General features: G+C 70.2%; 15 protein-coding genes. 3 read left to right on the top strand and 12 right to left on the bottom strand.

What is annotated here, in order from left to right; genetic code table 11:
* Window positions 1-37: 37 nt before the first annotated feature.
* Window positions 38-553 (top strand): methylated-DNA--[protein]-cysteine S-methyltransferase, encoded by a 516-nt coding sequence (locus tag ACFYZQ_RS29035; RefSeq protein WP_389153799.1) that lies wholly within the window; start codon window positions 38-40, stop codon window positions 551-553.
* Window positions 554-587: 34 nt separating this feature from the next.
* Here the strand turns inward: ACFYZQ_RS29035 and ACFYZQ_RS29030 are convergent, their stop codons facing one another.
* The gene (locus tag ACFYZQ_RS29030) at window positions 588-1283 is read right to left on the bottom strand and encodes an SDR family NAD(P)-dependent oxidoreductase (RefSeq protein ID WP_389153796.1); all 696 of its coding nucleotides are present in this window, start codon (window positions 1281-1283) and stop codon (window positions 588-590) included.
* A gap of 102 nt (window positions 1284-1385) precedes the next feature.
* Between ACFYZQ_RS29030 and ACFYZQ_RS29025 the strand changes: the two genes are divergently transcribed.
* Window positions 1386-2231 carry a helix-turn-helix transcriptional regulator gene (locus ACFYZQ_RS29025; RefSeq protein WP_389153793.1) on the top strand — a complete coding sequence of 282 codons (846 nt, stop codon included), beginning with the start codon at window positions 1386-1388 and terminating at the stop codon, window positions 2229-2231.
* 9 nt (window positions 2232-2240) lie between these two features.
* On the opposite strand, the gene ACFYZQ_RS29020 is transcribed toward ACFYZQ_RS29025, so the two are convergent.
* The 4 genes from ACFYZQ_RS29020 to ACFYZQ_RS29005 form a co-directional block, all read right to left on the bottom strand.
* Window positions 2241-2990 carry an NAD-dependent deacetylase gene (locus ACFYZQ_RS29020; protein ID WP_389153790.1) on the bottom strand — a complete coding sequence of 250 codons (750 nt, stop codon included), beginning with the start codon at window positions 2988-2990 and terminating at the stop codon, window positions 2241-2243.
* Window positions 2991-3054: 64 nt separating this feature from the next.
* Window positions 3055-3477 (bottom strand): SseB family protein, encoded by a 423-nt coding sequence (locus tag ACFYZQ_RS29015; protein WP_389153787.1) that lies wholly within the window; start codon window positions 3475-3477, stop codon window positions 3055-3057.
* A 118-nt stretch (window positions 3478-3595) separates the two neighbouring features.
* Complete coding sequence (locus ACFYZQ_RS29010; protein WP_389153785.1) at window positions 3596-4093, bottom strand: NUDIX domain-containing protein; 498 nt, start codon at window positions 4091-4093, stop codon at window positions 3596-3598.
* Window positions 4094-5194, bottom strand: coding sequence for an ADP-ribosylglycohydrolase family protein (locus tag ACFYZQ_RS29005; protein WP_389153783.1), 1101 nt, complete (start codon window positions 5192-5194; stop codon window positions 4094-4096).
* 173 nt (window positions 5195-5367) lie between these two features.
* Between ACFYZQ_RS29005 and ACFYZQ_RS29000 the strand changes: the two genes are divergently transcribed.
* The gene (locus ACFYZQ_RS29000; RefSeq protein WP_389153894.1) at window positions 5368-6504 is read left to right on the top strand and encodes a glycerate kinase; all 1137 of its coding nucleotides are present in this window, start codon (window positions 5368-5370) and stop codon (window positions 6502-6504) included.
* A gap of 277 nt (window positions 6505-6781) precedes the next feature.
* Here ACFYZQ_RS29000 and pssA read toward each other — a convergent pair whose 3' ends face one another.
* The 7 genes from pssA to ccrA form a co-directional block, all read right to left on the bottom strand.
* On the bottom strand, window positions 6782-7600 hold the full coding sequence (gene pssA / locus ACFYZQ_RS28995) for a CDP-diacylglycerol--serine O-phosphatidyltransferase (protein ID WP_142147473.1): 819 nt from the start codon (window positions 7598-7600) through the stop codon (window positions 6782-6784).
* Between the two features lie 22 nt (window positions 7601-7622).
* Window positions 7623-8279: a phosphatidylserine decarboxylase gene (locus ACFYZQ_RS28990; protein WP_389153781.1), complete on the bottom strand. Its 657-nt coding sequence runs from the start codon at window positions 8277-8279 to the stop codon at window positions 7623-7625.
* A 169-nt stretch (window positions 8280-8448) separates the two neighbouring features.
* Window positions 8449-9654 (bottom strand): acyl-CoA dehydrogenase family protein, encoded by a 1206-nt coding sequence (locus tag ACFYZQ_RS28985; RefSeq protein WP_389153778.1) that lies wholly within the window; start codon window positions 9652-9654, stop codon window positions 8449-8451.
* A 2-nt stretch (window positions 9655-9656) separates the two neighbouring features.
* Window positions 9657-10169, bottom strand: a complete 513-nt coding sequence (locus ACFYZQ_RS28980) for a MaoC family dehydratase (RefSeq protein ID WP_389153776.1) — start codon at window positions 10167-10169, stop codon at window positions 9657-9659.
* Between the two features lie 5 nt (window positions 10170-10174).
* The gene (locus tag ACFYZQ_RS28975; protein WP_389153773.1) at window positions 10175-11134 is read right to left on the bottom strand and encodes an HpcH/HpaI aldolase/citrate lyase family protein; all 960 of its coding nucleotides are present in this window, start codon (window positions 11132-11134) and stop codon (window positions 10175-10177) included.
* Entirely contained in the window at window positions 11131-13158 is a 2028-nt protein-coding gene (locus tag ACFYZQ_RS28970) for a protein meaA (RefSeq protein ID WP_389153770.1), read from the bottom strand. The genes ACFYZQ_RS28975 and ACFYZQ_RS28970 overlap by 4 nt, the downstream gene beginning before the upstream one ends.
* A gap of 18 nt (window positions 13159-13176) precedes the next feature.
* Complete coding sequence (gene ccrA, locus ACFYZQ_RS28965; protein WP_389153767.1) at window positions 13177-14520, bottom strand: crotonyl-CoA carboxylase/reductase; 1344 nt, start codon at window positions 14518-14520, stop codon at window positions 13177-13179.
* Window positions 14521-14830 lie beyond the last annotated feature (310 nt).

The following is a 14830-nucleotide window of genomic DNA, read 5'->3' as shown; positions in this document are numbered from 1 at the left end:
GACCGTAGACCGTATGAGAACAGCCGAGGACCCTCCCGTGAAGCAGAACGTGAAGCAGAACGTGAAGCAGAAGCAGCACACCGTCATCGACAGCCCCTACGGCCCCCTCACCCTCGTCGCCGACGAGGACGGCGTCCTGTGCGGCCTCTACATGACCGACCAGCGTCACCGCCCACCCGAGGAGACCTTCGGCGACCGCGACGACACGCCCTTCGCCGAGGCGCAGGACCAGCTCGCGGCCTACTTCGCCGGGGAACTGAAGGAGTTCACCCTCGAACTGCGCCTGGACGGCACCGCGTTCCAGCGCAGCGTCTGGGACCAGCTGCGCCGCATCCCCTACGGCGAGACCCGCTCCTACGGCGAACTCGCCGCCGCCCTCGGCAACCCCGCCGCCTCCCGGGCCGTCGGCCTGGCCAACGGCCGGAACCCGGTCGGCATCATCGTCCCCTGTCACCGGGTGATCGGTTCCGGTGGCTCCCTCACCGGCTACGGCGGCGGCCTCGACCGCAAACAGCGCCTCCTGGACTTCGAGCGCGGCACGGCGTTGTTCTAGGACTCCGAGGGCCTGGCCCGCCCTCACGGCGGGTTCACCAGGCCACCACACCGTGTCGGTCACGGAAGGTCCCGGTCGGTCCGTCCGCCCCGACGGTGGCGAGTTCGACGATCGCGTCGGTCCCCTCGGTCACCGTCTGCGGGCCGCTGTGCCCGTTGAAGTCGGTCGCCGTGTAGCCCGGGTCGGCCGCGTTCACCTTCACGTCCGGCCAGGCCTTCGCGTACTGCGTGGTCAGCATGGTCACGGCGGCCTTCGACGCCGTGTAGAGCGGCGCGACGGGCCGTGACTCGACGCGCTCGGGATCGTGGGTCGCCGCGAACGACCCCATGCCGCTCGACACGTTGACGATGACCGGGTTCGCGGACCCCCGCAGCAGAGGCAGGAACGCGTGCGTCACCCGAACGATCCCCACGACATTGACCTCGAACACCGCGTGGGCGTCGGCGGCCGTGATCTGGTCGGCGGGGCTGTGCGTCCCGAGCACACCAGCGTTGTTGATCAGGACGTCGATGGCCCCCTCGCGAGCAGCGACATCGGCGGCGGCCGCGGCCACCGACGCGTCGTCGGTCACGTCGATCCGGACGAACCGGGCACCGAGCGCTTCGGCGGCTGCCTTACCACGCTCTGGATCGCGAGCGCCGACGAGGACGGTGTGGCCGGCCTCGATCAACCGGCGGGCGGTCTCGTACCCGAGGGACTTGTTGGCTCCTGTGATGAACGTTGTCGTCATGTGCCCACTCTCGGCCGGTGGCGAGAGCGGAACCAGTGCCCTCCGCGACGGTAGGACGGCCAGTACCAGGCACAGGCGCCGTCCGGCGGACACAATGGTCGGGTGGACGAGACCCTTGGCACGGCGTTGCGCCGCTGGCGCGACCGGCTTTCTCCCGTCGACGTCGGGCGGACCCCGCGGCCCGGACGACGTGCGGTGGGGTTGCGGCGCGAGGAACTCGCCGAGCTCGCGGGGCTGTCGGTCGACTATGTGGTGCGCCTGGAGCAGGGACGGGCCACGAGCCCTTCCGCCCAGGTCGTCGCGAGCCTGGCCAGGGCACTGCAACTGGAGCCCGTGGAGCGCGATCACGCCTACCGGCTGGCCGGCCTCCTCCCGCCACAGACGGGGACGATCTCCACGCACGTGCCGGCGGGGGTCCAGCGGATGCTCGCCCGCCTCGGCGAGTTCCCCGTGGGCGTGTTCAGCGCCGACTGGACCCTGCTGTCCTGGACTCCCGCATGGGCGGCGCTGCTGGGCGACCCCAGCGCCCGGACGCCCGTCGAGCGGAACCTGGTGCGGGCGGCCTTCGCCACGGGGCCCTCAGGACTCGCGGCCTGGCCCGTGCTCAAGGAAGGCGACGCCCTGAGCCCCGCCCTCGTCGCGGATCTGCGCACCGCCCTCGTCGACCACCCCCGCGACCAGGGACTGATCGACCTCGTCGCGGAGATGCGCTCCACCAGTGCGGAGTTCGCGCGGCTGTGGGACGGCGGTGCGGTCGGCCCGCACGTCTCGGCCCGCAAGACCATCGTGCACCCCCAGGTCGGCGAGGTGACGTGCGACTGCGACGTGCTCACCGTCCCGGGCAGCGACATCCGCCTCGTCGTCTACACGGTGGCCGCGGGTTCCGTCGACGCCGAGAAGCTGCAGTTCCTGCGGGTCACGAACGGCGTCGACGCGAGCGGCTCCTGAGGGCCGGCATCAACTCGATGCCGAGTGGCCGCGCGGCGTGCCGAGCTCCTGCAGCAGCCCGGGCAGCGCGACACCGATCGGCCGGCGCACGACCTCGTCGGCCATGTCGTCGTAGGGCGTCGGTTCGGCATTGACGATGATCAGCCGGGCGCCGTGGTCGGCGGCGAGGCCCGCGAGGCCGGCGGCGGGCTGGACCTGGAGGCTGGTGCCGACGGCGATGAACACCTGGCAGGCCTTGGTGATGGCCACGGCCTCGCCGAGCACCGCCGGGTCGAGGCGTTCACCGAACATCACGGTGGCGGACTTGAGGATGCCGCCGCATTCCAGGCACGAGGGATCGTCCTCGCCCGCCTCGACCCTGGCCAGGGCGTCCTCCATGGGGCCGCGCGCATGGCACCGCGTGCAGACGACGCTACGGGCGGTGCCGTGCAGTTCGAGGACCTTGCGGGCGGGCATCCCGGCGAGCTGGTGCAGCCCGTCCACGTTCTGGGTGATCACGCGGACCGGGACGCCGGACTTCTCCAGCTCGGCGACGGCCCGGTGCGCGGCGTTCGGTTCGGCCCTGAGCGTCCGGTTCTGGCGCCGCATCTGCCAGGAGCGCCGCCGGATCTCCGGATCGCCCATGTAGTACTCGTACGTCACCAGCTTCTCGGCCTCGGGATCCCGCCGCCACAGCCCGTTCGGACCGCGGTAGTCCGGGATTCCGGAATCGGTCGAGATGCCTGCGCCGCTGAGTATGGCTACGAGAGGGCCGTTCATGGGCCGAGAGTAGGACGCCCGCCCACCGGGAGGCGAGCGCATATCGCCCGGCCGCGGTGGACGCTCACGCCTCCTGCGGTCCCTCCGGCCGCCCCGACGCGCCGATCCCGGCGTACTGGGGCAGTGCCCGTACCAGGTCGGAGGGGAGGGCGATGCCGTCCTCGGTGGACGGGTCGACCGCCAGCCACAGATCGTCCTGGGGCCAGCTCACGGCCAGCTCGACGACCGGGACCCGGATCGCCGTGTCCGGGTCGGCCCCGGCCGCGGCCAGTGCGTCGTCCGACGTGAAGACGGGGACGTACCGATTGCCGTCCTGCTCGATCACGGGCAGGGCGAGCGCGCCCTCGGGCGGCTGCTCGCCCTCGGGCGGCACTGCCTGCGGGACCAGGGCGATGCTGTTGGCGAGATCGATCAGCGCGGCCTGGGTGTCCTCGGCCGCGGCGGTCGCGTCGACCGGTGCGTGGTCGTCGGGGTGCGGTGTGCTCATGGGATCGGCCTCCTCCACTTCGTGGCGCTCCTGGGTGTGCGCCTGGCGGCCCGAGTCCCTGCCCAGCATGCCCTTCAAACCGGCTTGGGTCGACAAATGGGATATATCACCTGCCCGGTCAGCCGACGCGACGGCCGTTCTCCAGCTCCGCCGTACCGGACCCCGACACCAGTACGTCCAGGGCGGCGAGGACGCGGCGCCCCAGGGCGCCGGGCAGGTGGGCGGTGAGTTCCTCGCGCGGGACGAGACGCCAGGACAGGAGCTCCTCCTCCTGCAGGCGGATCGCCTTGAAGTCGTCCTCGGCGAGGACACCGCCGTCGTAGAGGTACGCCACCAGCGGCGGGCGTTCCGCCGTCCCGTGCACCCAGTCCACCGCCAGCAGCCGGCCCGGTTCCACGTCGAGCCCGATCTCCTCCAGCGTCTCGCGGCGTGCGCCCTGGCGCGGTGTCTCCCCGTCGTCCGACTCGACGGTCCCGCCCGGCAGGGCCCAGCCCTCGCGGTAGTTCGGCTCGACGAGCAGTACCCGGCCCTCGGCGTCCCGGAAGAGGGCGGCGGCGCCGGAGAGGATGCGTGGCAGGCCGGCGATGTACGCGGCGAAGTCTTCGGTGCTGGTCATTCAGGCAGGGTAACCGGGCACCGGTTCCTCGAACCCCGCCGTCGCCAGGCGCAGGGTGCGTTCCGCCAGCGCACTGATACGTACACCGTCGAAGCCGAACACCGCACTGCGGACCGTGTCCCGGAGCGGGTCCTTCCACTGGGCCGGGATGGCCGCCGCTCCGTTCAGGACGCCGGCCACCGAGCCCGCGGTGGCGCCGTTGGAGTCGGTGTCCAGGCCGCCGCGGACGGTGAGGGCGATGGTGCGGGTGAAGTCGCCGTCGCCGTAGAGCAGGCCCGCGGTGAGTACGGCCGCGTTCGGAACAGTGTGGATCCAGCCGAGCCCGGCGGTCTCCTCGCACACCGTGGCGAGGGTGTCCTCCCACGTCATCCCGGTCTCGTGCAGCGTGGCGACCCGGCGGACGGTACGGGCCAGGCGGCAGCTCGCCGGGACGACGGTGAGCGCGGTGTCCAGGGCGTGGCGTACCGTCGGGGCGGCGAACGCGGCCGAGATCAGCGCCGCCGCGAACATCGCCCCGTACACGCCGTTGCCGGTGTGGGACAGCACCGCGTCCCGGCGGGCCAGGGCGGCGGCGCGGCGGGGCGCGCCCGGACTGGTCCAGCCGTAGACGTCGGCGCGGATCAGGGCGCCGATCCACTCCTGGTACGGGTTGTGGTGCGTGGCCGTCAGCGGGGGTTTCAGCCCGTCGGCGAGGTTGCGGTAGGCCGCCCGCTCCGCCGTGAACGTCTGCAGGTACGGCAGCCGCAGCAGCCACAGGTCGCCCACCTGCTCGGTACTGAAGTCGAAGCCGTGGGTCTCCAGCAGGTGCAGTCCGAGGATCGCGTAGTCGACGTCGTCGTCGCGGCAACTGCCGTCGATGCGGCCGCGCACGCACTGGCGCCACTCGGGGCGCAGCGCGAGGCCGTCGCTCTCGTCGGCCGGTTCGGGCAGATAGTCGGTGAGCGGCAGGGCGGCGGCCTGCCGCAGGTAGCGGTCGATGCGCTCGCGCGTCCACACCTCACCCTGCTCGACCGGCTTGCCCAGCATGTTGCCGGCGATCCGGCCCACCCAGCCGCCGAGGATGCGGTCGGCGAGTTCCGGCTCGGTGCGCACAGCGGTCATGGGTTCTGATGTACCCGGTTTCCGCCGCGGACACAGCAGGCTGCCAGGAGGTTGCCAGGCTTCGGGCGGTGCATGACGGCGGGGCCGCCCTGCGGTTATGGTCACAGCGGCGCGGCTGGCCCGACGTGCAACGGGCCCGGAAAGCAAGGGGATGCAAGGTGGCGGACGCTGCAGTGGACGGGACCCGAGGGGTGCTCGTCGCCGCGGACAAGTTCAAGGGCTCGCTGACGGCCGTGCAGGTCGCCGAGCGGGTGACGGCCGGGCTGCGCCGGGTCGTGCCGGGCCTTCGGGTGGAGGCGCTGCCCGTGGCCGACGGTGGCGACGGGACCGTGGACGCGGCGGTCGCCGCCGGGTTCGAACGGCGGGAGGTCCGGGTCGCCGGGCCGCTCGGGCGGGAGGTGACCGCCGCGTTCGCGCTGCGCGGCGGTACCGCGGTCGTGGAGATGGCCGAGGCGAGCGGGTTGCAGCGGCTGCCGGCCGGTGTCTTCGCCCCGCTCACGGCCTCCACGTACGGCTCCGGGGAACTGCTGCGGGCGGCGCTGGACGCCGGGGCGCGGACCATCGTGTTCGGCGTCGGCGGCAGCGCGACGACGGACGGCGGGGCGGGGATGCTGACGGCGCTGGGTGCGCGGTTCCTGGACGAGGACGGGGAGCCGGTGCCGCCGGGCGGGGGCGGGCTGGTCGGTCTCGCGAGCGCGGACCTCACCGGTCTCGACCCGCGGCTGTCCTCGGTCGAGCTGGTGCTGGCCAGCGATGTGGACAATCCGCTGACCGGGCCGAAGGGGGCGCCCGCGGTGTACGGGCCGCAGAAGGGGGCCTCGCCGGACGACGTGGAGGCCCTGGACGCGGCGCTGGCGCACTACGCGCGGGTGCTGGAGGCGGCGGTGGGACCCCGGGCGGTGGAGTACGCGGCCGCACCGGGCGCGGGCGCGGCCGGCGGCATCGGATACGGCGCCCTCCTCCTCGGCGCCGCGTTCCGTCCTGGCATCGAGGTGATGCTCGACGTCCTCGGCTTTGGCTCCGCGCTCGCGCGCGCCGACCTGGTGATCACCGGTGAGGGCTCCCTGGACGAGCAGACCCTGCACGGCAAGGCCCCCGCGGGTGTCGCAGCGGCGGCGCGTGCCGCGGGCAAGGACGTAGTCGCGGTGTGCGGGCGGCTGGCGCTGACGCCGGACGCGCTGGGACGGGCAGGGATCCGGCAGGCGTACCCGCTGACCGGGGTCGAACCGGACGTGGCGAAGTGCATCGCCGACGCGGGGCCCATCCTGGAGCGGGTGGCGGAGACGATCGCCCGGGCCCACCTGACCTGAGTCCGGGTTCCCTCGCGCCCCCGCCGCCCTTGCCCTTCCCACCCCCAGGGGCCCCGCCCCTTCAACCCCGCCCAGGGGCTGCGTCCCCTGCACTCCGGTCAAGGTGTGCGCCGGGACTGGGGCGGGGCTGGGTGCCTTCTCGGTCGGGCGAGACGGGTGGTGGGTGGGCACGGGCCGGGGGTCTGGGGACGGAGCCCCCAGCAGACGGCAGGCGCACGTCGGCACGCAAAAAGGCCCCGGACCAGAAAAAGATCCGGGGCCTACGTCAGCGCGAGCGCTACGGCAACTGTGCCGCCCGCGCCTCCCGCCGGTTGTCGCGGAAGTTGTTCACCCGGCGAGCCGTGGCGAACAGCGGGATCACCGCACCCGTGACGAGCTGCAGGGCGCAGCCGGTCTGGAGGAGGAGCTGGCCGCTGGGGGCGTCGAAGGCCCAGGCCGCCAGCAGGCCCATCGACACGACGATCCAGGACAGCATCGCCACCGCGAGGCGACCCCGCGGCTTCGGGTACTCGACCCGGCTCACCATCAGCCAGGCCGTGCCCAGGATCGCCAGGAGCGTCGCCACGAAGGGCAGCTCGAGGAGCACGATCGAGACCACGGTCAGCGCACCGAACGGGGAGGGCATGCCCTGGAACATGCCGTTCGGGACCGTCACGCACGAGAAACGCGCCAGCCGTAGCACCACGGCCAGCAGCACCACGATCGCCCCGACCGCCGCGACTCTCTGGTGCGCGTCGTCCGCGACCATGCCGTAGACGAGCACGAAGTACGCCGGCGCCAGCCCGAAGCTGATCAGGTCGGAGAGGTTGTCCAGCTCCGCACCCATCGGCGACGACCGCAGCTTGCGCGCCACCAGGCCGTCGAACAGGTCGAAGACCGCCGCGCACAGCATCAGGATGACGGCCGTGGCCGCGCTGTGGCGGGCCATGCCCGTCTCCTGGTCACCTGTGAGGTGCGGGATCAGGATGCCGGTGGTGGTGAAGTACACCGCCATGAACCCGCACGTGGCGTTGCCGAGGGTGAGGGTGTCCGCTATCGAGAGGCGGAGAGAGAGGGGCATCTCCTCCTCGTCGTCCACCTCGTCGGCGCCGGGCACCCAGCCCGCCTGTGTCTCCGGATCAATCACGGTCAATGCGAGTCACCCCAGCCACGGTCTTCTGGCCGACCTCGACCGCGACCTCCACGCCCTCGGGCAGGTAGAGGTCGACACGCGAGCCGAAGCGGATCAGACCGATGCGGTCGCCCTGCTCGACCTTCGTCCCCTGCGGGATGTACGGCACGATGCGGCGGGCCACCGCACCGGCGATCTGGATCATCTCGATGTCGCCGAGTTCGGTGTCGAAATGCCAGACTACGCGCTCGTTGTTCTCGCTCTCCTTGTTGAAGGCGGGAACGAAGCCACCGGGGATGTGTTCGACCGACGTCACGGTGCCCGAGAGGGGCGCGCGGTTGACGTGAACATTGAGCGGGCTCATGAAGATCGCGACGCGGGTGCGCCCGTCCTTCCACGGCATGATGCTCTGCACCACACCGTCTGCCGGCGAGATGACCCGGCCCTGGGCGATCTCGCGCTCGGGGTCGCGGAAGAACCACAGCATGCCCGCCGCGAGCGCGGTGGCGGGCACGGCGACGGCCTTGGCGGCGCCGGAGCGGCGCGCGCGGGCAAGGCTGAGGGCTGCGGTGGCGACGGTCGGGAGAAGCCACGGCGATGCTCCGCGCGCAAGGCGTACGCCGGCTCGGCTGTCGCGAGGTGCAGAGGTTTGGCTGTGGGGCATGGATGACCTTCGTAGCGGATGATGCCGCGCTGGAACGGGGGACGGCGGCTTTCCGGGATCGTACCGGTCGCGGGCCACAACTGGGCAAGCCAGGAAGCCGAGTCGGCGGCAGAACAGCGTCGACGGGGTGTGATCTTCTTCTCGAAGAAAACACCCCGCACCCGGACAATCAGCCTTGGAACCGATACTCCTCGAGCAGCCTGCGACCGATGATCATTTTCTGGATCTCGGCGGTACCTTCACCGATCAGCAGCATCGGGGCCTCACGGTAGAGGCGCTCGATCTCGTACTCCTTGGAGAAGCCGTAGCCGCCGTGGATCCGGAAGGCGTCCTCCACGACCTCCTTGCAGTACTCGGAGGCGAGGTACTTCGCCATCCCAGCCTCGAGGTCGTTACGCTCACCGGAGTCCTTTTTGCGTGCCGCGTTGACCATCATCGCATGCGCGGCCTCGACCTTGGTAGCCATCTCCGCGAGCTTGAACTGGATGGCCTGGTGCTGCGCGATGGGCTTGCCGAAAGTGTGCCGCTGCTGTGCGTACTGAACACCCAGCTCGAACGCACGCTGGGCGACACCGCAGCCACGCGCCGCCACGTTGACGCGGCCGACCTCCACGCCGTCCATCATTTGGTAAAAACCTCGGCCGGTGACGCCGCCGAGCACCCGGTCGGCCGGAATCCGCAGGCCGTCCATGATGAGCTCGGTCGTGTCGACGCCCTTGTAGCCCATCTTGTCGATCTTGCCCGGGATGGTGAGGCCGGGCCGGACCTCGCCGAAGCCGGGCTCCTTCTCCACCAGGAAGGTCGTCATCGACTTGTGCGGCGCCGTGCCCTCGGGGTGTCCTTCGTCACTCCGGACCAGGACGGCCACCAGGGAGGACGTACCGCCGTTCGTCAGCCACATCTTCTGGCCGTTCAGGACGTAGTCGTCGCCGTCCTTCACCGCCTTCGACGTGATCGCCGACACGTCGGAGCCGAGGCCCGGCTCCGACATCGAGAAGGCGCCCCGGATGTCGCCGGCCGCCATCCGGGGGAGGAAGTGGTCCTTCTGCTCCTGCGTGCCGTGCTGCTTGAGCATGTACGCCACGATGAAGTGCGTGTTGATGATGCCGGAGACCGACATCCAGCCGCGGGCGATCTCCTCCACGCACAGGGCGTACGTCAGCAGCGACTCGCCCAGGCCCCCGTACTCCTCGGGGATCATCAGACCGAACAGGCCGAGTTCCTTCAGCCCGTCGACGATCTGCTGCGGGTACTCGTCGCGGTGCTCCAGCTCGGTCGCGACAGGAATGATCTCCTTGTCGACAAAGTCCCGTACGGTGGACAGGATCTCCTGCTGAATGTCGGTCAGACCGGCGGTCTGGGCGAGACGGGCCATGCCTACTTCTCCTGCTGCTCGAGTTCCGGGCGGCCCGGCTGCTCGCCGCCGCGCTCCTTGATGTACGTCTCGGTCGGCACCATCACCTTGCGGCGGAAGACGCACACGAGGGTGCCGTCCTGCTTGTAGCCCTTGGTCTCGACATGGACGATGCCGCGGTCGCTCTTGGACTTCGACGGCCACTTGTCGAGCACGGTGGTCTCGCCGTAGATGGTGTCACCGTGGAAGGTCGGCGCCACGTGCCTGAGCGACTCGATCTCCAGGTTGGCGATCGCCTTGCCGGAGACGTCCGGGACGGACATGCCGAGCAGGAGGGAGTAGACGTAGTTCCCTACGACGACGTTCTTGCCGAAGTCCGTCGTCTTCTCCGCATAGTTCGTGTCCATGTGGAGGGGGTGGTGGTTCATGGTGAGGAGGCAGAACAGGTGGTCGTCGTACTCCGTGACCGTCTTTCCCGGCCAGTGCTTGTACGTCGCCCCGACCTCGAACTCCTCGTAGGTGCGTCCGAACTGCATGGCCGTCACGCCTCCGGGATCTCGAACTTGCCGGTGCGCTGCATACCCGCCGCCCGGCCCTTGCCCGCGATGACCAGCGCCATCTTGCGGCTGGCCTCGTCGATCATCTCGTCGCCGAGCATCGCGGAGCCCTTCTTGCCGCCGGCCTCGGACGTGTAGTAGTCGTACGCGTCCAGGATCAGCTCGGCGTGGTCGTAGTCCTCCTGCGACGGCGAGAAGATCTCGTTGGACGCCTCGACCTGGCCAGGGTGCAGCACCCACTTGCCGTCGAAGCCGAGGGCGGCGGCGCGCTGGGCGACCTCGCGGTAGCCGTCGACGTTGCGGATCTGCAGGTAGGGGCCGTCGATCGCCTGGAGGTTGTTGGCGCGGGCGGCCATCAGGATCTTCATCAGGATGTAGTGGTAGGCGTCCGCCGGGTAGCCGGGCGGCTGCTCGCCCACGACCAGCGACTTCATGTTGATGGAGGCCATGAAGTCGGCCGGGCCGAAGATGATCGTCTCGATGCGCGGGGAGGCCTGCGCGATCTCGTTGACGTTGTTCAGGCCCTGGGCGTTCTCGATCTGCGCCTCGATGCCGATCCGGCCGACCTCGAAGCCCATCGTCTTCTCGATCTGGGTCAGCAGCAGGTCCAGCGCGACGATCTGCTGGGCGTCCTGCACCTTCGGCAGCATGATGCAGTCGAGGTTCTGGCCGGCGCCCTCGACCACCGTGACGACGTCGCGGTAGGTCCACTCGGTCGTCCAGTCGTTGACGCGCACGACCCGCGTCTTGCCCGTCCAGTCGCCCTCGTTGAGGAACTTGACGATGGTGTGCCGTGCCTCCGGCTTGGCGAGCGGCGCACACGCGTCCTCCAGGTCGAGGAAGACCTGGTCCGCCGGGAGGCCCTGCGCCTTCTCCAGGAAGCGCGGGTTGCTTCCCGGTACCGCGAGACACGAGCGGCGGGGACGCAGACGGTTGACTGTCATGCGGGGACCTCCAGGGGGTCGAGCTTGTTCGCTTTCCGGATCTCGTCGACGATGCGGCCGATGATTCCGGTGATGTCGAAGTCCTTCGGGGTGAACACGGCGGCCACGCCCGCGGCCCTCAGCTGTTCGGCGTCACCGCCTGGGATGATGCCACCTGCGATCACCGGTATATCTGTGGCACCGGCCACACGGAGCCGCTCCAGGACGTCCGGCACCAGCTGGGCGTGCGAACCGGACAGGATCGACAGGCCGACCGCGTGCACGTCCTCGGCGAGGGCCGCGTCCACGATCTCCTCCGGCGTCAGCCGGATGCCCTGGTAGACCACCTCGAAGCCGGCGTCACGGGCCCGTACGGCGATCTGCTCGGCGCCGTTGGAGTGCCCGTCCAGGCCGGGCTTGCCGACCAGGAAGCGCAGCTTGCCCACGCCCAGGTCGCGGGCGGTGGCGTCCACCCGGGCGCGGACGTCGGCGAGGGCCGAGCCGGCCTCGGCGGTGACGGCCACCGGCGCGGAGGAGACCCCGGTCGGCGCCCGGAACTCCCCGAACACCTCGCGCAGCGCGCCCGCCCACTCACCTGTGGTGACCCCGGCACGGGCGCACTCCAGGGTGGCCTCCATCAGGTTCTCGGTGCCCTTGGCGGCCTCCTTCAGCTTCTCCAGCGCCTTGCAGGGGCGCGGGTGGTTGAAGGGCGGCTGGTAGCGGGTGTCGCGCCACTGCTGGAGCGAGGCGACGACCCGGGCCTCGACCGCCGGGTCGACCGTCTGGATCGCGGTGTCCAGGTCGGCCGTCAGCGGGTTCGGCTCGGTCGTCTCGAAGACGTTGACGCCGACGATCTTCTCCTGCCCGGACTCGATCCGGGCCCGGCGCTCGGCGTGCGAGGCGACCAGCTGCGACTTGAGGTAGCCGGACTCCACGGCGGCCATCGCACCGCCCATCTCCTGGATCCGCTCGATCTCCGCGAGGGACTCCTCGACGAGCTCGCCGACCTTCGCCTCGATCACGGTCGAGCCCTCGAAGATGTCGTCGTACTCCAGCAGGTCGCTCTCGTGGGCGAGCACCTGCTGGATGCGCAGGCTCCACTGCTGGTCCCAGGGCCGGGGCAGACCCAGCGCCTCGTTCCAGGCGGGAAGCTGTACGGCACGCGCGCGTGCGTCCTTGGAGAGGGTCACGGCCAGCATCTCGAGGACGATCCGCTGGACGTTGTTCTCGGGCTGCGCCTCGGTCAGCCCGAGGGAGTTCACCTGGACGCCGTAGCGGAAGCGGCGGTGTTTGGGGTTCTCGATGCCGTACCGCTCACGGGTGATCCGGTCCCAGATGCGTCCGAAGGCCCGCATCTTGCACATCTCCTCGACGAAGCGCACGCCCGCGTTCACGAAGAAGGAGATACGGCCGACGACGTCGCCCATGCGCTCCTGCGGCACCTGCCCGGAGTCGCGCACGGCGTCCAGCACCGCGATCGCCGTCGACATCGCGTACGCGATCTCCTGGACCGGCGTGGCGCCCGCCTCCTGCAGGTGGTAGCTGCAGATGTTGATCGGGTTCCACTTCGGCATGTGGGAGACCGTGTACGCGATCATGTCGGTCGTCAGGCGGAGCGACGGCCCCGGCGGGAACACATGGGTGCCCCGGGACAGGTACTCCTTGACGATGTCGTTCTGGGTCGTGCCCTGGAGCTTGGTGATGTCCGCGCCCTGCTCCTCGGCGACGACCTGGTAGAGCGCCAGGAGCCACATGGCCGTGGCGTTGATCGTCATCGAGGTGTTCATCTGCTCCAGGGGGATGTCCTGGAACAGCCGGCGCATGTCACCGAGGTGCGCGACCGGCACGCCGACCCGGCCGACCTCGCCGCGGGCGAGGATGTGGTCGGAGTCGTAGCCGGTCTGCGTGGGCAGGTCGAACGCGACCGACAGGCCGGTCTGCCCCTTGGCGAGGTTGCGCCGGTACAGCTCGTTGGACGCCTCGGCGGTGGAGTGACCGGCGTACGTGCGCATCAGCCACGGCCGGTCCTTCTGACGCTCAGTCATCTATGGCCTCCGCGGTCCTCAGATGTTCCGGAAGCGGTTGATGGCGTCGATGTGCTGCGCGCGCTTCTCCGCGTCGCGCACGCCCAGGCCCTCCTCGGGCGCCATGCACAGGACGCCGACCTTGCCCTGGTGGAGGTTGCGGTGCACGTCGTAGGCGGCCTGCCCGGTCTCCTCCAGGGAGTAGACCTTGGACAGCGTCGGGTGGATCTTGGCCTTGGCGATGAGGCGGTTGGCCTCCCAGGCCTCGCGGTAGTTGGCGAAGTGGGAGCCGATGATCCGCTTCAGGGACATCCACAGGTAGCGGTTGTCGTACTCGTGCATGTAGCCCGAGGTCGAGGCGCAGGTGGTGATGGTGCCGCCCTTGCGGGTGACGTACACCGAGGCGCCGAAGGTCTCACGGCCGGGGTGCTCGAAGACGATGTCGATGTCCTCGCCGCCGGTGAGTTCACGGATGCGCTTGCCGAAACGCTTCCACTCCTTGGGGTCCTGGGTGTTCTCGTCCTTCCAGAACTTGTACCCCTCGGCGTTGCGGTCGATGATCGCCTCGGCGCCCATCGAGCGGCAGATCTCCGCCTTCTGCGGGCTGGAGACGACACAGATCGGGTTGGCGCCGCCGGCCAGCGCGAACTGGGTGGCGTAGCTGCCGAGGCCGCCGCTCGCGCCCCAGATGAGCACGTTGTCGCCCTGCTTCATGCCGGCGCCGTTGCGGGAGACCAGCTGCCGGTAGGCGGTGGAGTTGACCAGGCCCGGGGCGGCGGCCTCCTCCCAGCTGAGGTGGTCGGGCTTCGGCATCAGCTGGTTGGACTTCACCAGCGCGATCTCCGCGAGGCCGCCGAAGTTGGTCTCGAAGCCCCAGATGCGCTGCTCGGGGTCGAGCATGGTGTCGTTGTGGCCGTCGCTCGACTCCAGCTCCACGCTCAGGCAGTGCGCGACGACCTCGTCACCGGGCTTCCAGGCGTTGACGCCGGGACCGGTGCGCAGGACGACGCCCGCGAGGTCGGAGCCGATGATGTGGTACGGCAGGTCGTGGCGCTTGGCCAGCTCGTTGGTGCGGCCGTAGCGCTCCAGGAAGCCGAACGTCGACAGCGGCTCGAAGATCGACGTCCACACGGAGTTGTAGTTGACCGAGGAGGCCATGACGGCCACCAGGGCCTCGCCCGGGCCGAGCTCGGGCAGCGGCACCTCGTCGAGGTGGATCGACTTGCGCGGGTCCTTGTCGCGGGTGGTGAGGCCCGCGAACATCTCCGTCTCGTCCTTGTGCACGGTGATCGCGCGGTACGACTCGGGGAGCGGCAGAGCGGCGAAGTCGGCGGACGTGGCGTCCTTCGACTGGATCGCGTCCAGGATGTCCTTCACGGTCACGGTGTTGCCTCCGGCGGTGAGCGCCCTGAGGGAGGGGCGCTGAGGGTTCGTCGGTGCTGCGATGAGTGCTGCTGAGGGTTGGGTGAGGTTGCCGTCGGTTCGGCGATGGTGCTTCGGCAGCGCTTTGTGGCGCGGGAGGTTGCCTGTGACGCAGGCGTCCGGGCGCGCAGGCCGTCCGGCTTGCGGGGACAGCCGACGCGCGAAAGGTCGCTGCGCGCCGGCCGCCCGGACTCCCTTCAACGTATGACACCCCGTGTCAGGTCGCAAGGCACTGAGTGCCAGAACTTGCTCTCACCTGAAATCTTTACGT

Origin of the sequence: Streptomyces sp. NPDC001843 (genome assembly GCF_042891955.1) — a bacterium.
GTDB lineage: Bacteria > Actinomycetota > Actinomycetes > Streptomycetales > Streptomycetaceae > Streptomyces.
The sequence above is the reverse complement of the archived record's forward strand: the minus strand, read 5'-3'. Positions and strand labels throughout refer to the sequence as shown.